Source organism: Azospirillum himalayense (genome assembly GCF_042657465.1).
GTDB lineage: Bacteria > Pseudomonadota > Alphaproteobacteria > Azospirillales > Azospirillaceae > Azospirillum > Azospirillum himalayense.
This window is the reverse complement of sequence record NZ_JBHSLC010000023.1, coordinates 22,139-40,138: the sequence shown is the minus strand read 5'-3', so window position 1 is coordinate 40,138 and position 18,000 is coordinate 22,139. Positions and strand designations below refer to the sequence as shown.

15 protein-coding genes are annotated in these 18,000 nt (G+C 68.9%); 6 read left to right on the top strand and 9 right to left on the bottom strand.

Annotated elements, in window-relative coordinates; genetic code table 11:
- Positions 1–10: 10 nt before the first annotated feature.
- Genes ACFPMG_RS14230 through hisG form a run of 3 tightly spaced genes read right to left on the bottom strand, consistent with a single transcriptional unit; the run spans position 11 to position 2,515 of the window.
- Positions 11–493, bottom strand: coding sequence for a UPF0262 family protein (locus ACFPMG_RS14230; protein ID WP_376995749.1), 483 nt, complete (start codon positions 491–493; stop codon positions 11–13).
- Positions 490–1,797, bottom strand: a complete 1,308-nt coding sequence (hisD, locus tag ACFPMG_RS14225; protein ID WP_376995748.1) for a histidinol dehydrogenase — start codon at positions 1,795–1,797, stop codon at positions 490–492. The genes ACFPMG_RS14230 and hisD overlap by 4 nt, the downstream gene beginning before the upstream one ends.
- On the bottom strand, positions 1,781–2,515 hold the full coding sequence (gene hisG, locus ACFPMG_RS14220) for an ATP phosphoribosyltransferase (RefSeq protein ID WP_247877033.1): 735 nt from the start codon (positions 2,513–2,515) through the stop codon (positions 1,781–1,783). Before hisG ends, hisD begins: the two co-directional genes overlap by 17 nt.
- A gap of 167 nt (positions 2,516–2,682) precedes the next feature.
- On the opposite strand from hisG, the gene ACFPMG_RS14215 reads away from it, so the two are divergent.
- Positions 2,683–2,952 (top strand): hypothetical protein, encoded by a 270-nt coding sequence (locus tag ACFPMG_RS14215; RefSeq protein ID WP_376995746.1) that lies wholly within the window; start codon positions 2,683–2,685, stop codon positions 2,950–2,952.
- Positions 2,953–2,980: 28 nt separating this feature from the next.
- Here the strand turns inward: ACFPMG_RS14215 and ACFPMG_RS14210 are convergent, their stop codons facing one another.
- The 3 genes from ACFPMG_RS14210 to ACFPMG_RS14200 form a co-directional block, all read right to left on the bottom strand.
- Positions 2,981–3,460: a hypothetical protein gene (locus ACFPMG_RS14210; RefSeq protein ID WP_376995744.1), complete on the bottom strand. Its 480-nt coding sequence runs from the start codon at positions 3,458–3,460 to the stop codon at positions 2,981–2,983.
- Between the two features lie 40 nt (positions 3,461–3,500).
- Positions 3,501–4,793 carry a pentapeptide repeat-containing protein gene (locus ACFPMG_RS14205; RefSeq protein ID WP_376995743.1) on the bottom strand — a complete coding sequence of 431 codons (1,293 nt, stop codon included), beginning with the start codon at positions 4,791–4,793 and terminating at the stop codon, positions 3,501–3,503.
- Positions 4,794–4,901: 108 nt separating this feature from the next.
- Complete coding sequence (locus ACFPMG_RS14200; protein WP_376995742.1) at positions 4,902–7,040, bottom strand: hybrid sensor histidine kinase/response regulator; 2,139 nt, start codon at positions 7,038–7,040, stop codon at positions 4,902–4,904.
- A 569-nt stretch (positions 7,041–7,609) separates the two neighbouring features.
- On the opposite strand from ACFPMG_RS14200, the gene glgX reads away from it, so the two are divergent.
- Positions 7,610–9,895, top strand: coding sequence for a glycogen debranching protein GlgX (gene glgX, locus ACFPMG_RS14195; RefSeq protein WP_376995741.1), 2,286 nt, complete (start codon positions 7,610–7,612; stop codon positions 9,893–9,895).
- Between the two features lie 170 nt (positions 9,896–10,065).
- Positions 10,066–10,263 carry a Nif11-like leader peptide family natural product precursor gene (locus ACFPMG_RS14190; RefSeq protein ID WP_376995740.1) on the top strand — a complete coding sequence of 66 codons (198 nt, stop codon included), beginning with the start codon at positions 10,066–10,068 and terminating at the stop codon, positions 10,261–10,263.
- Positions 10,264–10,278: 15 nt separating this feature from the next.
- Here ACFPMG_RS14190 and ACFPMG_RS14185 read toward each other — a convergent pair whose 3' ends face one another.
- Together ACFPMG_RS14185 and ACFPMG_RS14180 are read right to left on the bottom strand one after the other, a co-directional pair.
- On the bottom strand, positions 10,279–10,620 hold the full coding sequence (locus ACFPMG_RS14185; protein ID WP_035678243.1) for a hypothetical protein: 342 nt from the start codon (positions 10,618–10,620) through the stop codon (positions 10,279–10,281).
- Between the two features lie 12 nt (positions 10,621–10,632).
- Positions 10,633–10,911: a MarR family transcriptional regulator gene (locus ACFPMG_RS14180; protein ID WP_236778250.1), complete on the bottom strand. Its 279-nt coding sequence runs from the start codon at positions 10,909–10,911 to the stop codon at positions 10,633–10,635.
- A gap of 225 nt (positions 10,912–11,136) precedes the next feature.
- On the opposite strand from ACFPMG_RS14180, the gene gpmA reads away from it, so the two are divergent.
- A complete protein-coding gene (gene gpmA, locus ACFPMG_RS14175) occupies positions 11,137–11,898 on the top strand; it encodes a 2,3-diphosphoglycerate-dependent phosphoglycerate mutase (protein WP_376995738.1) in 762 nt (253 codons plus the stop codon).
- Positions 11,899–12,054: 156 nt separating this feature from the next.
- Here gpmA and ACFPMG_RS14170 read toward each other — a convergent pair whose 3' ends face one another.
- Positions 12,055–14,331 (bottom strand): helicase-related protein, encoded by a 2,277-nt coding sequence (locus ACFPMG_RS14170; RefSeq protein WP_376995737.1) that lies wholly within the window; start codon positions 14,329–14,331, stop codon positions 12,055–12,057.
- 558 nt (positions 14,332–14,889) lie between these two features.
- On the opposite strand from ACFPMG_RS14170, the gene ACFPMG_RS14165 reads away from it, so the two are divergent.
- Positions 14,890–15,582, top strand: a complete 693-nt coding sequence (locus ACFPMG_RS14165; RefSeq protein WP_081863175.1) for a WecB/TagA/CpsF family glycosyltransferase — start codon at positions 14,890–14,892, stop codon at positions 15,580–15,582.
- A gap of 3 nt (positions 15,583–15,585) precedes the next feature.
- Positions 15,586–17,952 carry a GumC family protein gene (locus ACFPMG_RS14160; RefSeq protein WP_376995736.1) on the top strand — a complete coding sequence of 789 codons (2,367 nt, stop codon included), beginning with the start codon at positions 15,586–15,588 and terminating at the stop codon, positions 17,950–17,952.
- The last annotated feature ends 48 nt before the right edge of the window (positions 17,953–18,000 follow it).

The window sequence follows — 18,000 nt, the reverse complement described above, 5'->3', positions numbered from 1 at the left end:
CCCGACCCCGTCAGCCGCGGATGTGGAGGACGCAGATCAGCGTGAACAGCCGACGCGCCGTCTGGAGATCCATCTCGACCTTTCCGGCCAGCCGTTCGCGCAGCATTTCCGATCCTTCGTTGTGCAGGCCGCGGCGACCCATGTCGATCGCCTCGATCTGCGAGGGTGTGGAGCGCTTGATCGCCTGATAGTAGCTTTCGCAGATCAGGAAATAGTCCCGGACGATGGAGCGGAAGCCGGTCACCGGCAGGGTGATCTTGTCCAGCGCGCTGTCGTCGTCGCGCCGGACGTCGAAGACCAGCCGGTTGTCCTCGATCGACAGATGCAGGTGGTAGGGGCCGGAATCCGCGTGATCGCAGGGGAAGAACTCGTTGTCTTCGAGCAGGTCGAAGATGGCAACCGCGCGCTCGTGCTCCACCTCCGGCTTGCGCCGGATCACGGTCTTCTCGTCGAGCGTCACATGGACGATGCGGCGGTTGCCCTTCGTGCTCACCCCTGATCTCCCCCCGGCAGACGCAGCGCCACCGACAGCGCGTGCGCGTCCAGACCCTCCGACCGGGCCAGCGTCACCGCCGCCGGGCCGATCGCCTTCACGCTGTCCGCGTCACAGGCGACAAAGGTCGTCCGCTTCATGAAATCCAGCACGTTCAGGCCCGACGAGAAGCGGGCGGAGCGCGCCGTCGGCAGGACGTGGTTCGGACCGGCGACGTAGTCACCGATGGCTTCCGGCGTGTAGCGGCCGAGGAAGATGGCCCCGGCGTTGCGCACCTTTGCGGCCAGCGCGTCGGGGTCCTCGACCGCCAGTTCCAGATGCTCCGGCGCCAGCCGGTCGATCAGGGCCGGCGACTCGGCCAGCAGGTCGCGCACCACGATGATGGCGCCGTGCTCCCGCCAGCTCTCCCCGGCGATAGCGGCGCGCGGCAGCGTCTCCAGGTGCTTGTCCACCGCCGCCGCCACCGCGTCGGCGAAAGCCGTGTCGTCGGTGATCAGGATCGACTGGGCCGAGGTGTCGTGCTCCGCCTGGGACAGCAGGTCCATGGCGATCCAGGCCGGGTCGTTCCGGTTGTCGGCAACCACCAGGATCTCCGACGGGCCGGCGATGCTGTCGATGCCGACCGTGCCGTAGACCAGCCGCTTTGCGGCGGCGACGAAGGCGTTGCCGGGGCCGACGATCTTGTCCACCGGCGCGATGGTCTCTGTGCCGTAGGCCAGAGCGGCCACAGCCTGGGCGCCGCCGATGCGGTAGATCTCGGTGATTCCGCAGCGCTTGGCGGCGGCCAGGACCAGCGGGTTGATCGCCCCGTCCGGAGTCGGCACCACCATGACGATGCGCTCGACCCCGGCGACCTTGGCCGGCAGAGCGTTCATCAGGACGGAGCTGGGGTAGGACGCCGTGCCGCCCGGCACATAGAGGCCGGCGGCCCCGACCGCCGTCCAGCGGGCGCCCAGCCGCACGCCCTGGGCGTCGCGGTAGTCGGTCGTCTCCGGCACCTGGAGCCGGTGGAAGCTCTCGATGCGCTCCGCCGCGGTGTCGAGCGCGCGCAGCAGGTCGTCGCCGCACTGCCCGACCGCCGCGTCCACCTCCTCCTGGGAGATGCGCAGCGTGGCGGGGGTCAGCGTTTGGCGGTCCCAGCGGGCGGTGTAATCGATCAGCGCCGCGTCGCCGCGCTTGCGCACGTCGTCGATGACGCCGGCGACCAGGACCTGCACGTCCTCGCTGGTTTCGCGCTTGGCGTGGAGAAGGCCCTCAAAACCTTCGGCGAAGCGGGGGTCCTGGGCATCAAGCCTGACGGGCATTCACAGCCTCCCGGAAGCGGTCGATCCAGCCGGAGATTTCCTCGGGCCGCGTCTTGAAGGCGGCCCGGTTGACGATGAGGCGGGAAGTGACGTCGGCGATGTGCTCGATCTCCACCAGCCCGTTCGCCTTCAGCGTCGAACCGGTGGACACCAGATCGACGATGCGGCGGCACAGGCCGAGGGTCGGGGCAAGTTCCATCGCGCCGTTCAGTTTCACGCACTCCGCCTGCACCCCGCGCGCCGCGAAATGCTTCCTGGTGACCTCCGGGTATTTGGTCGCGACGCGGACATGACTCCAACGCGACGGATCGTCGCTCTCCCCCAGTTCGACCGGTTCGGCGACCGACAGGCGGCACTTGCCGATGCCGAGGTCGAGCGGCGCGTAGATTTCCGGGTAGTCGAATTCCATCAGCACGTCGTTGCCGGCCACGCCCAGATGGGCGGCGCCGAAGGCGACGAAGGTCGCCACGTCGAAGGACCGGACGCGGATGATGCTGAGATTCGGGATGTTGGTCGCAAAACGCAGGAGCCGGCTGTCCGCGTCGTCGAACGCCGCTTCCGGCTCGATGCCGGCGTGGGCGAGCAACGGGCGCAGCTCCTTCAGGATGCGTCCCTTGGGCAGGGCCAGAACCAGCGGCTGACCGGCCGGCACAGTCGACGACTCATCGGCCAACGCGCTGGGCGCCGGCGCGCCAAGAGCACGGGTATCGGCGGGCAAAGAACTCTCCTCGGGCTGAACCGCTGCCCGGATATACCACATTCCGCGCCGCCGTCACGGTCTTAGGAGGCATAGTGCGGCGCAGAACGGTTGTGCCGGACGGGGGTTTGGGGAACTCCGCCCAGCCGGACCGGTTGGATTCGCCTTTCCAGCAAAGGACAGACGCCATGGCACAGGACCGTTCCAACCAGCCGATCAACCCGCGGGGCCTGCAGATCCCGGGCGACCCCAGCAGCGCGGGCAGCCCCGCGCCGAACGCCGACCCGCGCCGCGCCGACGACGCACCGACCGGCATCTCCGAACGGCTTCAGGCCGAAAAGGAAGGTCGCCACCCCAAGACGACCACGCCGGACGGCAAGCCTTACGCCGATGCGATGGACCCGGACGGGCACGAGAAGGGCAGCGCCACCATCGGCACGTCGGGCGGCTCGGTCTGACGACGCCTTCGACGGCCGCGCCCGCCGGTCAGTTGACCACCCGCCAGCTTCCGTCCGGCTGACGACAGGCGGTGCCGTAACCGGGCTGCGCCAGACCGCCGACCATCACCGTCGTCTGGTACTCGCGGCAGAGCTGGCCGTTGCGCGCCGTGTAGGCCGGACCGGTCGGGGTGGCGGCGATGGGGGCCGGCGCGGGCTCGGTGAAGACCACCGTGGGCGACGGGGCCGGAACGGGCGCCGGCTGCACATAGACGACCGGCGGCGGGGCCGGCACCACATAGAGCGGCGGCCCATAGACCGGGTGCCTGTAGATCGGCGGCGGATAGCCGTGGAAATGCCGGTAGGGCGGCGGATGGTCGGGATAGACCGGCCCCCCGAAGGACAGGAACACCGACGACCGCGCCTGCGCCGGAGCGGACAGGGCCGTCAGCCCGACCGCCAGCGCCAAACCGAACACAACGCCACTGAAGACCACGCCACCGCAAACCGCACCGACGCGCCCGGACATGGGATCGCACTCCCGCAGGAAATCCGCAACAGATATAGCCCTAAAGCTTGAGCCCCGCCACACCGTCGAGAATGGCGCCGTCGGACAGCGAGCGCCGGTCCAGCTTCGCCCCGAACATGCGGGCGTTGGTCAGGTCCGTCTTGGTCAGGTCGCAGCCGGCCAGATTGGCGAAGGACAGGTCGGCGCCCGCGAAATTCACCTCGCGCAGGCAGGCGCCGCGCAAGTCGGCGTAGCGCAGCCGCGCGCCCGACAGGTCGGAGGCCATCGACCGCTTCTCATCGAAATAGAGCGGGCGCAGGTTGGCCTTGCGCAGGTCGGCGTTGTTCAGCTTGGCGAGCCGCAGGTTCACGCCGCGCAGGTCGCCGCTGATCAGCTTGGCCAGACGCAGGTCGCCCTTCTCCAGCACCGCGGCCTGAAGCTGCACACTGGTCAGGTCCAGCCCGTACAGCGTCGCCCCGACCGCCCGCAGCATGGTCAGGCAGGTGTGGGCCAGCGACGGGGCGTGCCGCAGGTCGAAGCCCGACAGGTCGAGCGCCGTTCCCTCCGCCCCGCTGGAGCCGACCCAGCGGATGTGCTCGTGCAGAAGCTCGTCCAGGGGACGCCCGAGTTCGGCGACGACGCGGCCCACCGGATCGTCGGTCAGGGCGTCCTCCAGGTCGGCGTCGGCCAGCTCCGTCATGACCATGGTGGCGCCGGTCAGCACCGCGCCGCGCAGGCAGGCGCCGCGCAGGTCCGCCCCCGACAGGTCCGCCCCCTCCAGGTTCGATCCGGTGAAGTTGGCCCCGCGCATGGTGGCGCGCACCAGCTTGCATCCGCGCATCAGCGCGTCGGTGAAGTCGGTGTGAATCGCCATGGCCCCGGACAGCCGGGCGTTCGTCAGGTTGGCGCCCGACAGGTCGGCCCCCGACGCTTCCGTCGGCTGGCCCTCCACCCGGATGACGCGCAGGCTGCCGTCGCGGTCCTTTTCCGCCAGCGAACCGTCGCGCAGGTCGGCCTCGAACAGGTTGGCGCCGATCAGGATGGCCCCGCGCAGGCAGGCGCCGCGCAGGTCGGTCTTGATGAGGCTGGCGTTCTCCAGGTTGGTCAGACGCAGGTCGGTGGCGAACATCGACGCGCAGTCCAGCCGCGCCCCGGCCAGATTGGCGCCGCGCAGGCTGGCTCCGACGAAGTCGGCGTGAGCGAGGTCACGCCCCATGAGGTCCAGCCCGCTCAGGTCGAAAAAGGACAGCGTCGCCCGCGCCCCGCCGATGCGGGCGTTCCGGAACATCTCGTGCCGGCGCACCACCGCGTCGAGCTGGACCTGATCCAGACGGGTGAGAGGACGCTGCTGCATGGCCGTGTTCGCCTCCGATCACGGTTTCAGAGTACCCTTTGCGGCCTTCACGAAAGATTAATGCGACTCTCTATAGGAGGCTTTTCCTGTCGCGGAAAGCCCCGTCCGTCATGCCGCGGACGATTGGCTGTGGCGGACCGGCTGGCGCTCCGTGCCCAGAGCGTTCAGCGCGTCGCGCAGCACGTCGGGGGTGACGGGCTTGTGCAGCAGGCGGCAACCGACGGCCACCGCCTCGCGGATTCGTTCGGGGGCGGTGTCGCCGGTCAGGATGATGCCGGGGATGGGTCGCCCCTCCTGCTCTGCCGCGCGGGTGACCGTCTCGGCGCCGGTCAGCGGTCCCGGCAGGCGGAAGTCGGACAGGATCACGTCCGGACAGCGCGGCGCCGCGCGCAGCGTCGCCAGCGCCGCCGGACCGTCCGCCGCCACCAGAACGTCATGCCCCCAGCTTTCCAGGAGAAGCTGCATCCCTGCGCTCTGCACCGGGTCGTCCTCCACGACCAGGATCAGGCGGGTGTCAGTATCCTCCGCCCGTCCGGCGGGGGCCGGAGCCGCCGCGTCCGTCCGCGATTCGCTGGCCGCCAGCGGAACCATGATCGAGAAGACGGAGCCCCGGCCGGGGCGCGAGCGGACCTCCACCGCGTGGCCCAGCAGCGCGGCCTTGCGGCGCACCTTGGGAAGCCCCAAACCCAGGCCGCGGCGACGGTCGCGCTCCGGGTTGCCCAACTGCACGAAGTCCTCGAAGATGGCGTCCAGATGCTCCGCCGCGATGCCGGAGCCGCTGTCCCACACCTCGATGCGCAACCATTGTCCGCGCCGCCGGCAACCGACCACGACGCCGCCCGCCGGGGTGTAGGCGATGGCGTTGCGCAGCAGGTCGCCGAGCATCCGCGTCAGCAGGGTGGCGTCGGTGCGCACCATGGCGGGGCAGCCGCGCACCCGCAAATCCAGTTTCTTGTCCGCCGCCAGCCCACGGAACTCCGCCGCCGCGCTGTCCAGCACCGTGGCGACCGGCACCTCGGCGATGTTCGGGCGGACCACCCCGGCGTCGAGCGTGGCGACCTCCAGCAGCGCGTGCAGCAGCTTCTCCCCACTGTCCAGCGCCTCGCCCATCTTCTCGGCGATGGACCGCTCGCGCGTCTCCTTCAGCCGCTCCATCAGCAGATGGTGGAACAGGCGCAGCGCCTGGAAGGGCTGGCGCAGGTCGTGGTTGGCCGCCGACAGGAAGCGGGCCTTGGCCTGATTGGCGCGCTCCTTCTCGGCCAAGGCGCGGACCAGCTTCTGGTTGAGGGAGCGCAAGTCGGCGGTGCGCTCCTCCACCCGCTGCTCCAGCCGGGCGTTGGCATCGCGCAAGGCGTCACGGGCCGCCGCCTCGCGCCGCAGGCTGGCCCAGCCGAGCGCGGCCAGCCCGAACAGCGCGACGACGCTGACGCCGACCATCATGAAGCCGTGCTGCAGGCGGCTGCTCCACGGCTCCAGAACGACGTTGCGCGGCAGGGCGACCGCCGCCACCGCCGGGAAGTCGCGCATCCGCTTCAGGCCGATGACGACGCCGTCTCCGCCAACGGTCCAATCGCTCTCGCCGCTCTCCTCTCCCGGCTCCAGCGTCGGCAGCGGACCGACCACGGCGCCACCGATTCCGGCCAACCGCGTGCCGTCCAAGCGGAACAGTCCGGCGACGCTGTGCCGCCCGTCGCCGAAGACGTCGAGCACCGTGTGCAGGGTGGAGGAGGGAAGCGCCAGCAGGACCACCCCCTCCAGGATGCCTTCGCGCCCCAGGATGCGGCGGACCATCAGGATGGAATCAAGCCCGTCCACCTGTCCGTGCAAAAGTTCAAGAGCGCCATCCGCCCCCTGGAACAGTCCGGAGGTGCCGCCGTCGGGATGGATGGATGGGCCGAACACCGTCCGGCCGCCGGCGTCCAGGATGGACAGCGCGCCGAACCGCGACGCCGCCAGCGCTTCACCAAGAGCGTGGTCGGGAAGCGACGCGATGCCGCCCTCCTCCAGGCGATCGGCCACCCGCGCCAGGGCGGCGGCGGCGCCGTCCAGCACCGCGTCGGCGTGCCCTTCGAGGAAGGCCGCGGCCTGCCGTGTGCCGTGTTCGGCGCGGTCGAGCGTGCTGACGTAATCGACCAGCGACAGCGCACCCCAGGCCACACCGCCGAGCAGCGTCATCACGAGGACGATGGCTGCCAGGATGGCCTTCGGGTGGAAGTTCAGCAGGGCGTTGACCGAGAGCCGGATCATGGGTGGGGGCGTCTTGGTGAGGCGGAGCGGAGACGGCGTCGCCGGTCCGCCGGATGCACGATGCCATGGGTCACCGGCGAAGCCTGTGCCTGAGGCGATGATCGATGGGTGGGAAGCGGTTTCAATGGTCCGCGGATCGCCGGACAGCAAAGCGCGCCTGTGTCGGGAAGGTCGCAGAGGAATGGCCGCCGGCTTCGCCCTTCATTGATCCTTCCACGTCTTCACATTCGAAGACCCGGCAACGGCATGGAAAGGCGAAAGTTGTCATTTGCGTTACACCCGTTTCCTCAGCCTCTTGTCGAAAAGCTCCCGGACACCTCCCAGAAGTTTATTTGCCTTTATTGTCCGGAACCGATGATAGCATGCGATAGTTATCGGCGCGACTCGCCATGACGACTATGACCATGCTCATACCGGACCCACTCTTTGGGTGAGGGATCACGAATTGCTTCGGCCAGGAGTTGAGGCTTCGGCATTCATCGGAAATTGTGCCGATGACGGGATCACCGGGACGGTCTGCGCGTTCCTGTGCTGCTTCATGCCGCAACGCGCCCACACGAGGTTCAACCGTGAAGAAGCCGCCGTTCGCTCCTAAGGTCTTCCGCCAGTCCCGCATCCGGGAAGGTCTTCCCTACCCTCTCGGCGCCACATGGGACGGGCTGGGCGTCAACTTCGCGCTGTTTTCCGCCAACGCCACCAAGGTGGAGCTGTGCCTGTTCGACCAGGAAGGACGCCGCGAGCTGGAACGGATCGAGCTGCCCGAATACACCGACGAGGTGTGGCACGGCTATCTGCCGGACGCCCGGCCCGGCACCGTCTACGGCTACCGCGTGCACGGGCCCTACGAGCCCAAGGCGGGCCACCGCTTCAACCCGAACAAACTGCTGCTCGACCCCTATGCCAAGCATATGGTCGGGCCGCTGCGCTGGTCGGACGCGCATTTCGGCTACCGCGTCGGCTCGCCGCGCGGCGACCTGTCCTTCGACCGGCGCGACAGCGCCCCCGGCATGCCGAAATGCGTGGTGATCGACCCGGCCTTCACCTGGGGCCACGACCGCCACCCGGCGATCCCCTGGGAGAAGTCGATCTTCTACGAAACCCACGTGCGCGGCTACACCATGCGGCACCCGGCGGTGCCCCCGCAGTACCGCGGCACCTTCGCCGGCCTCGCCCAGCAGGAGGTGGTGGAGTACATCCGCTCGCTGGGCGTCACGGCGGTGGAGCTTCTGCCGGTCCATGCCTTCGTGGATGACCGCTACCTGCTGGAAAAGGGGCTGCGCAACTACTGGGGCTACAACAGCATCTCCTTCTTCGCGCCCGACCCGCGCTACATGGCGACCGGCGCGATCCACGAGTTCAAGGAGATGGTCGCCCGCCTGCACGACGCCGGGATCGAGGTGATCCTCGACGTCGTCTACAACCACACCGCCGAAGGCAACGAGATGGGGCCGACGCTGTCCTTCAAGGGCATCGACAACGCCTCCTACTACCGGCTGGCGCCGGACCCGCGCTACTACATCAACGACACCGGCACGGGCAACACGCTGAACCTCGTGCATGCGCGCGTTCTCCAGATGGTCACCGATTCCTTGCGCTACTGGGTGACCGAGATGCATGTGGACGGTTTCCGCTTCGACCTCGCCACCATCCTGGCGCGGGAAACCTACGGCTTCGACCACAGCGGCGGCTTCCTCGACGCCTGCCGCCAGGACCCGGTGCTGTCGCGCGTCAAGCTGATCGCCGAGCCGTGGGACTGCGGCCCCGGCGGCTATCAGGTCGGCGGCTTCCCGCCGGGCTGGGCGGAGTGGAACGACAAGTTCCGCGACACCGTGCGCTCCTACTGGAAGGGCGACGAGGGCAAGCTGCCCGAGCTGGCGACCCGGATGGCCGCCTCGGCGGACGTGTTCAACCGGCGTGGGCGCAAGCCCTGGGCCAGCGTCAACTTCGTCACCGCCCATGACGGCTTCACGCTGCACGATCTCGTCTCCTACAACGACAAGCACAACGACGCCAACGGCGAGGACAACCGCGACGGCCATTCGCACAACATCTCCTGGAACCATGGGGCGGAGGGGCCGACCGACGATCCGGAGATCAACGCCCTGCGCTTCCGCCAGATGCGCAACCTGCTGGCCACGCTGCTGCTGTCCCAGGGCACGCCGATGATCCTGGCCGGCGATGAGTTCGCCCGCAGCCAGAACGGCAACAACAACGCCTATTGCCAGGACAACGAGATCAGCTGGATCGACTGGGAGGGCGTCAGCGACGAGGGCTGGGCGCTGACCGACTTCGTCCGCCACCTGATCGGGCTGCGGCAGAGCCATCCGCTGCTGCGCCGCGGGCGCTTCTTCACCGGTGCCTACAACCCCGATCTGGAGGTGAAGGACCTCACCTGGATCACCCCCGCCGGCGAGGAGAAGACGACCGAGCAGTGGCAGGACCCCATGGCGCGCTGTCTGGGCATGCTGCTCGACGGGCGGGCGCAGGCCACCGGCATCAAGAAGGTGGCGTCGGACGCCACGCTGCTGCTGATCATCAACGCCTACCACGACGTGGTGCCCTTCAAGCTGCCGGAGGTCGCCGGCGGCAGCCGCTGGCTGACGCTGGTGGACACCACGGAGCCCGACCGGCTGGAAGTCGCCACCGCCCGGACCGGTGACGAGATCCCGGTCAACGGACGCTCCCTGCTGCTGTTCGAGCTGATGCCCGATCGCCGCTCCGACATGGGGCTGAAGGCCGCTGCGCGGGCTCTGCGCGCCGCTTCCGGGCCGGGCGAACCGGTGGCGGCCATCACGCCGGACAGCATCGCGACGGGCTCCAGCCCCGCCGAGACGGTGCAGCAGCCGGGCGAGTGATCGCCGGGTCCGGATAGGCCGTCAAGGAACGGTGCGGCAGGACGCCGCACCGTTCTCTTCTGATTTTTATCTACAATTTTAGGCAAATAGACGATATCAAGGCAGCTGACTATCAGCGTCGCGCCATTGCTTGTGTCTGCAACGCCGCAACGACATCAGGAGGTCTGGGCATGTGTCATGGCGACTACATCCGGTTCCTGGTCGCGACCGAGGCCGATCCGGCCCTGCGTGCGGCGCTGCGGCGGGCGTCGCGCGGCCTGCTGACGCTGGGCGATCTGGTGGACTTTGCCGCCGGTCACGGCTACCGCTTCACCGAGGCGGACATTCCCCTGGCCGTTGCCCGACCCACGGGCTGTGGGATCGACTGACCACACCCGACGAGGTCACGGCGGCGGAGCCGTCGTGCTGCAGCTGCCACGGATCGTCAGCATGATCCCATCGTCGGACGGGAAGATGTCCTTGTCGGCATCGCGCGGAATGGGAATTTTCTGACGGCGGCAGAAAAGCAGGAGGATGCCGAGCGTCTTGCTGGGCATGAAGGCGACGTCCCTCACCTTCGCAGCCCCCTGCTGCACCATGACCACCACACCTCCGTCCGATTTCGGAACGACGGAGGCGATCAGCCCCAAGGGAAGATCGGTTTGATTCGGCACCTTTTGATACCAGCCGAAGGCTTTCTTGAGGGCCGAGTTCGTGAAGACAAGGTGACGCGTTTCGAAAATCATTCCGGACCAGTTTCAGGCCCGGCCGCCCTCCAGTTCCGGGTTCAACCGGAACGTGATCGCACGCCCCAGTTTGGAATCCCGCAGAAGAATCTGCTTGGTTTCCAGCAGCTTGATGGCCCGGTTGACGTTGGGCCGCTGCATGCCGAGCGCATCAGCCAATTCGGACTGGAGCACCGGCACGGGACGGTCGAAATGGAGCCGCCGGCTCAGATAGGTGAACACACGAAGCGCCTCCAGGGTGATGTCCCGATCGGTGGAAACGGTCCTGGAGAGGAGGTCATGATGCTGCATGGCGGCCTCGGAACGCAAGTTGGCTCGGCGTCGCAGTCCGGCTGCGCACGCGCCGGACGTATAATTTCGCTTGCTCCGCAGGTTACCCCGCCATTGTTGTCCGAATGTGTCTCGCGCGTTTCCAAATTGACATAAACCCGCGCCGTTCGTGACGCCCCGGCCGGAACCCTTTCCCCCGGCCTGCGGTTCCCGGAAGGAGACACCGTCACGTCAGGAGGAGGAACCATGCATCGGCTCGTGCTGCTGCGGCACGGTCAGAGCGTCTGGAACCGCTCGGATCTGTTCACCGGCTGGACCGACGTCGATCTGACCGAACAGGGGGTGGCCGAGACCCGCCACGCCGCCGGCCTGCTGAAGCAGGCCGGGTTCGATTTCGACGTGGCCTTCACCTCCGTCCTCAAGCGGGCGATCAAGACGCTCGACATCGTGCTGGACGAGATGGACCGGATGTGGCTGCCGGTGCACAAGCACTGGCGCCTGAACGAGCGCCATTACGGCGCGCTCCAGGGATTGAACAAGACGGAAACGGCGGCCCGCCACGGCGCCGACCAGGTCTTCCTGTGGCGGCGGAGTTGGGACGTCCCGCCCCCGCCGGTCGAGCCCGAGGACCCGTGCTCCGCGGTGTCGGACCGGCGCTACGCCGGCATCGGCCGCGCGAATCTGCCCCGCGGCGAAAGCCTGAAGGACACCACGGACCGGGTGATCCCCTTCTGGGAGGAGGGCATCTGCCCGGCCCTCCGGCTGGGCGCGCGGGTTCTGGTGTCGGCCCACGGCAACAGCCTGCGCGGCCTCGTCAAGCATCTCGACAAGGTGCCCGACCAGGACATCCCGCTGTTCGAGATCCCGACCAGCCGCCCGTTGGTCTATGAGCTGGGCGCCGATCTGGTCCCGCTGCGCCGCTATTTCCTGACCGAGGACGGTGGGGCCGAGGAGATCACCTGGACCCGCCGGGACGACGCTGGTCAAAGCGGCGTCGTGGCAGCGTGACGACGACACTTTCCCTCTCCCGCCCCGGGAGAGGGAAGGGGCCCGCGCAAAGCGCGGGAAGGGTGAGGGTCCAGCCAAGGATCAGCCCCTGATCCTCGCATAACCCTCACCCGGCCCTTCGGGCCACCCTCTCCCGGGGCGGGAGAGGGAACGAACTCATCCCCCCGCGGGGCGTCGCCCGCGATGCCCCGCCCCGCCCTTGCCGCGCTTGCGGCCGGGCAGCGGGTGGTGGAAATGCGGGTGGCCGCCCTCCGCCGGAGCCGCTCCCTTGTCCGGGCCGCGTGCCCCATCGGGACGGCGCCCGCGCCGCTCACCCTGCCGCTCTTCCACCCGACCGGCGTAGCAGCTGTCGCAGACCCGGAAGCGGTGGTTCGCCTTCAGCCGCGTGCCGCAGACCGGGCAGGCGCGGGCCAGCGAGCGTTCCGCCAGGGTCCGCTCGATGAAGGCGTTCAGCATGGCCCGGCGCTCCTGGCACAGGTCCATGTCCGGATAGGCGTCGGGAAAGCGGTAGGCCAGCCAGGCGTAGGCGGTCAGCTCCTTCACCGCGCGCTCCGCCTTCTCCAGTTCCACGTCGGTGCCGACGCGGTGGTGGAAGCGCTCGGCGGCGTCGGGGGCGGAATTGCGTATCCCCTTGCCCTGGTTGGTCGCCCACAGCGCCAGCAGACGCAGGTTGTTCTGGTCGCGCACGTCGATGGGGCAGCGCGCCAGCATGTCGCGCACCGCCAGCGGCAGCTTGGCCCGATCCACCGCGGCGGCGGCCTGGATGCGCTGCTCCAGGTCGGTCATCCGGAAGGTCTGGTTGGCGCGCAGCAACTCCTGCCCCGCCGTGCGCAGCACCTTGGCGAGGCTGTCGGTGTCCAGCTCCCGCGCGATGGCCTCGACGTGGGTCAGGTTGGGGCTGATCCAGGCCCGCGGGTCCTCGGGCGGGACCGGCGGGGTGGTCAGCGCCCGGCGCACCGGGTTGATGTTCTCCCCCTCCAGCACCGCGACGCGGCCCTCCTCGTGCATGCCGAAACGCCCGGCCCGCCCGCCGATCTGGCGGATTTCGGAGGAATTCAGCTCGCGCTCCTCCCGCCCGTCGTACTTGCGGGTGGTCGACAGGACGACGCGGGCGACCGGCAGGTTCAGCCCCATGCCGATGGCGTCGGTCGCCACCAGCACGTCCGCCGTGCCGTCGCGGAAACGCCGCGCCTCGGCCCGCCGCACCTCCGGCGACAGGGCGCCGTAGATCACCGCCACCGTGTGGTCGCGGGCCAGCAGCTCGCGCCGCAGCCCCATCACGTCCTTGCGCGAGAAGGCGATCACCGCGTCGCCACGGCGGACATTCTCGAGCGGCACCCGCTCCTCCTGCACGCGCAGCGGCGACTTGCGGGTGAACTCCACGACTTCCAGCTCCTCCCCCAGCGCGGTGGCGAGGCGCTGAACGTAGGGGATGGCGTCGGCGGAGCCGGTCATCAGGATCTCCGGAGCGGCCACGCCGGCCACCGCCTGGGTCCAGGCCCAGCCGCGGTCGGGGTCGCCGATCATCTGGATCTCGTCGATGACGCAGGCGCCCCAGACCTTCGAGGTGTTGACCATCTCGATGGTCGAAGAGGTGAAGGAGGCGCCGGGCCGCACATCGCGCTCCTCGCCGGTCACCAGACTGCACGGGCGGCCGCGCGTCTCCAGCGCCTCCTGCCCTTCCAAGGCCAGCAGGCGCAGCGGGGCGAGGTAGCAGCCGCTTTGCGCCTCGGCCAGCCGGTCCATCGCGGCGTGGGTCTTGCCGGAGTTGGTCGGACCGACGAACAGCCGCAGCTTGCGCACCATGGCGCGGGCCGTGGCGAAGCTGTCGAGATAGACGCCGAGACCGGAGGCGTTCTCCAGCCGCTCCCGACGGACCTTCAAGCCGGCGCGGGCGGCGGCGGTGGAGAAGGCTTCCTCCAGCGCGTCCAGCAGCGTCTGCAGGCGCGGGATGCGCCCGCCGAAGCCGATCACCCGGCCCAGCTCGTCGGCGAAGCCCTTGGGCCGCCACGCCTCGCCGAAGCCGTTGGCGCGCTGGGCCATGGAAGCGAACCAGCCATCGACCCGCCCGCGCGCCTTCTCGATGGCGGCGGAGGACAGGCAGGCGGCCTTGACCCGCTTGCCCAGCGCCTTCGCCTGAGGACGACCGAAGCCCTCCTCCGCGGTCATCAGGCCCCAGAGGTCCGCCTCGATGTCGGGCAGCGGGCCGAGCGCCACGCGGAACCGCAGCTTCAGCTTCCGGTCGGTTCCGGGAACGACCACCTCATGCACGACGGCGACCGACCAGCGGGCCGGGGTGCTGTCGGCGTCCACCTCGATCCCGTCGCCGCGCACCACCGCGGCGATGGCGCGCAGCGCGTCGCGGCGGTCGAACTCGTCAGCAGTCCCTGGGGCGGTGCCCGGTTGGCGGGGGGTGGTCTCGTCGTTGCTCATGGACTGGTCTTCTTCCGTCGCCGCCCCCTGAGAGATCGGCCTGGGGATTCAAGGAACTGGTTGGGGCTGGCGGTCTCAAGGGGGCTTTGCCGGCTCTCGAACAGTGCCGCGCCGCGGGGCGGACGCCCACCCCCTATTCTGCACACCGGCGCCCCACGGGCGTACCTATATGGTCGGAGCCATAGGATAGGGCAAGCCGATTCAGGGGTTCCCCCGGCGTGGCCGGGCTAATTCGCCTGAACTTTCCCTTCTCCCATCCCACCGCTGCGAAAAAGGGGCGGTGCCGGCCACATCATTCCCTGTTGTCCGGCGGTCGCGTCGAAAGGGGTACCCGGTAACGGTCTTGCCGGATGCCACCAATCGAAAGTGTTAGCAAGCAATATCGTCTTACTGCACCGCAAACCGTCGGGCATCATCGTTGCACAGACAACGTAACTGTCGTCGCTTCGCAGATTTGGTTAGGAGATGTGCATGCCGACCCCTCGTGACGTCCTGGCACTGATCGAGAGAATACGGTGTATTTCTTGCGAGGACGAGCGCCATGCATTGATAAAGACATTGTCAGCCGTCGAGCGACCGACCATCCTGTCGTTCCTCAACGCTCACGGCGTGAACCTCTGCGCGGGGTCCTCCGCCGCTTGGTCGGCCTTCCGCGCCTCCGACGTCCTGTTGCGGGACGGGGTGGCGCTGGAGACGGCCCTGCCGTGGCTCGACCAGCCGGTCGGGCTGAACATGAACGGCACCGACTTCATCCCGCTTCTCCTCCGCCACCTGTCGCCCCGTCGGGTCGCCGTCTACGGCACCGCGGCGCCCTGGCTGGACGAAGGGATCGAGCGGCTGAAGGAGCGGACCCCGCACGACTATGTCGATGCCCAGCACGGGTTCCATTCCGTGGAGCATTACATCGCCCGTGCGCGGGAGCTTCAGCCCGACGTCATCATCCTGGCCATGGGCATGCCCCGCCAGGAGGAGGTCGCGGTGCAGCTCAAGCGCGCGCTGGATCATAAGGTGCTGATCGTCAACGGCGGCGCCATCATCGATTTCCTCGCCGGGCGCTTCACCCGGGCCCCCGCCGCCGTCCAGCGCATCGGGCTGGAATGGGCGTTCCGGCTGGTCCAGGAGCCCCGCCGTCTGTTTCGCCGCTATTGCGTCGGCGCTTTCGGCTTCGCCCACACCGTCATGCTTATGCGCCGTGCCGCCATGCGTTCGTCCAGCGCCCCAGCACCAGCGCCCATGCATAAGGAGCTTTGAGACGTGGAAAATCTGCCCCAAGTCAATCATGGCGGCCACCACGGCGGTCCGCCGGCTCCGGTTCCGGCATGGCCCGCCGCCCCCGGCCCGTCCCGGCGCAGCGAGTTCGAATCCCAGACCCCGTCCATGGGTCCCGACTTCCGCTTCATCCTGCGCGTGCTGGGCAGCCACAAGTGGCTGATCGCGGCCATCGTGGTGGTGCTGACCGGCCTGTCGGCCCTGGGCGTCTCCACGCTCAAGGACCAGTACACGTCCGAAGCCCTTCTGCTGGTCGACAACCGGCAGGTCCGCGTCGTCCGCGAGGTCGAGCAGGTGGTGGGCGCGATCCCAACCGAGGACGCCGCCATCCTGAGCGAGATCGAGATCCTGAAGTCGCCCCAGGTGCTGAACCAGGTGGTGAACGATCTCCAGCTCGCCCAGCATCCTGAATTCAACCCGCCGGCGCAGGAGGACGAGACGCTCCCGCTCGTCGAGCGCGCGGTGGCCTACGGCCGCGACCTCGCCTCGCGCTTCTGGGACGGCGCCCCGCCGGCCCCGGTCGCCTGGCTGCTGAGCCACGGTGACGAGGTGGCGCAGGACATCCGGGCGCGCGAGGCGCATGCGGCGCTGGGCAACGACCAGATCATCGCGCGCATCCACCGCAAGCTGGACGTCGCCATCGTCGGCCGGTCGCGCGTGATCCAGGTGCGCTTCACCTCCAAGGAGCCGCAACTGAGCCGCGACGTGGTGGACGGCATCGTCCGCCGCTACATGGAAACCCGCCAGCAGATGGACCGCGACCTGTCGACCAGCGCGATTTCCTGGCTGCAGGACCGCATCGTCCTGCTGCGCAAGGAGGTGGCCGAGGCCGACGCCAAGGTCGAGGAAGCCCGCGTCAAGGGTGGCCTGCTGAAAGGCGGCACCGGCCTGATGGCCCAGAACGAGCTTGAGCAGACCCGCCTGCGCCTGAGCGAGGCCTCGGCCATCCGCGCCCGCTCGGTCGCCCAGGCCGACACGCTGGAGCGCAACCTGAAGGCCGGCAACTGGAACGCCATCGGCGGCAGCATCGCCTCCCCGGTCGTCGCCCAGCTCCGCGCCACGGTCGCCGCCATCTCCACGGAGATGGCCCAGCTCTCCCGCCAGTACGGTCCGAAGCACCCGCGCATCGTCGAGCTCCAGGGCCGCCTGAACGAGGCCAACTCCTCGCTCCAGCAGGAAATCCGCCGCGAGATCAATGGTGTCCGCGAGGCCGCCCAGGTCGCGGTGGAGCAGGAGACCGCGCTGCGCGCCATGATCACCCGCATGGAAGGCAGCTACGCCACCATGCAGGAGCAGGCCATCCCGCTGCGCACCCTGGAATCCGAGGCGACCGCCAAGCGCCAGCTTCTCGACAGCCTGCTGGGCCGTCTGGAAGAGGTCGAGGCCCAGAAGGACAGCCGCGCCTTCCCGGCCGCCGTCAAGCTGGTCTCCGCGCCGCAGGTGCCGCACGAGCCGTCGGGTCCCTTCCGCGTCCTCCTGCTGCTGGCCGGCTTCGTCGCCGCCCTCGCCCTGGCCATCTTCAGCGTCTTCGGCCTGGAGCTTCTCCAGCGCCGCATCCACACCCCGGACGCCGTGCGCCGCATCCTGGGCGTCGGCACCGTCCACATCGTGCCGCACCACAGCGACCGCGGGGCCAAGGGCCGGCTCTACAAGATCTTCCAGCGCCACCCCTTCTCGCTGTTCAGCGAATCCCTGCGCGCCCTGTTCCGCAACCACCTGTCGGATCTCGGCCCGGTCGGTGCTCTGGCGGTGACCTCGGCCCGCCCGCAGGACGGCAAGACCTCGCTGACGCTCGCCGTCGCCCAGGTCGCCAGCCAGGCCGGCCGCCGGGTGGTGGTGGTGGACACCGACTTCCGCCGCTCCCGCATGGAAGGGCTGTTCGACCTGTCCTCCAAGAAGGGCCTGTCGGACTGGATCGCCGGTGACGCCACGCTGGACGAGATCGTCCACACCTCCGACGACGTGCCCTTCGCCATGGTTCCGGCGGGCAAGCTGAACCCGATGACGCTGGACCGCTTCAACGTCGACAGCCTGGTGCAGCTGATGGCCGGCCTGTCGCCCAGCTTCGATCTGGTGGTGTTCGACACCGCCCCGGCGCTGGCCGTGTCGGACGCCCGCATCGTCTGCGGCGCCGCCTCCAAGGTGCTGTTCGTCACCCGCTGGGGCCACACCACGGCGAGCGACCTGGACGCGGTGGCCGACCTGGGGCCGATCGACCACAGCAAGTTCGTCTGCGTGATGACCGACGTGAACCTGAAGAAGGCCGCCAGCAAGGGCTACCAGGGTCCGTACAACAGCTACGTCGCCACGCGGAAATACTACGGCGACCAGACCCTGCGCGCCGCGCCGTAAGCGACGTCTCCTCCCTCTCCCGTCCCGGGAGAGGAGGCCCGCGAAGCG

What these genes read in the sequence shown, in the direction of transcription:
- ACFPMG_RS14205 (WP_376995743.1), bottom strand. Translation starts at nt 4,793, where the DNA reads ATGCAGCAGCGTCCTCTCACCCGTCTGGATCAGGTCCAGCTCGACGCG.
- ACFPMG_RS14190 (WP_376995740.1), top strand. Translation starts at nt 10,066, where the DNA reads ATGTGTCATGGCGACTACATCCGGTTCCTGGTCGCGACCGAGGCCGAT.
- ACFPMG_RS14210 (WP_376995744.1), bottom strand. Translation starts at nt 3,460, where the DNA reads ATGTCCGGGCGCGTCGGTGCGGTTTGCGGTGGCGTGGTCTTCAGTGGC.
- ACFPMG_RS14180 (WP_236778250.1), bottom strand. Translation starts at nt 10,911, where the DNA reads ATGCAGCATCATGACCTCCTCTCCAGGACCGTTTCCACCGATCGGGAC.
- ACFPMG_RS14215 (WP_376995746.1), top strand. Translation starts at nt 2,683, where the DNA reads ATGGCACAGGACCGTTCCAACCAGCCGATCAACCCGCGGGGCCTGCAG.
- gpmA (WP_376995738.1), top strand. Translation starts at nt 11,137, where the DNA reads ATGCATCGGCTCGTGCTGCTGCGGCACGGTCAGAGCGTCTGGAACCGC.
- ACFPMG_RS14170 (WP_376995737.1), bottom strand. Translation starts at nt 14,331, where the DNA reads ATGAGCAACGACGAGACCACCCCCCGCCAACCGGGCACCGCCCCAGGG.
- hisD (WP_376995748.1), bottom strand. Translation starts at nt 1,797, where the DNA reads ATGCCCGTCAGGCTTGATGCCCAGGACCCCCGCTTCGCCGAAGGTTTT.
- ACFPMG_RS14200 (WP_376995742.1), bottom strand. Translation starts at nt 7,040, where the DNA reads ATGATCCGGCTCTCGGTCAACGCCCTGCTGAACTTCCACCCGAAGGCC.
- ACFPMG_RS14185 (WP_035678243.1), bottom strand. Translation starts at nt 10,620, where the DNA reads ATGATTTTCGAAACGCGTCACCTTGTCTTCACGAACTCGGCCCTCAAG.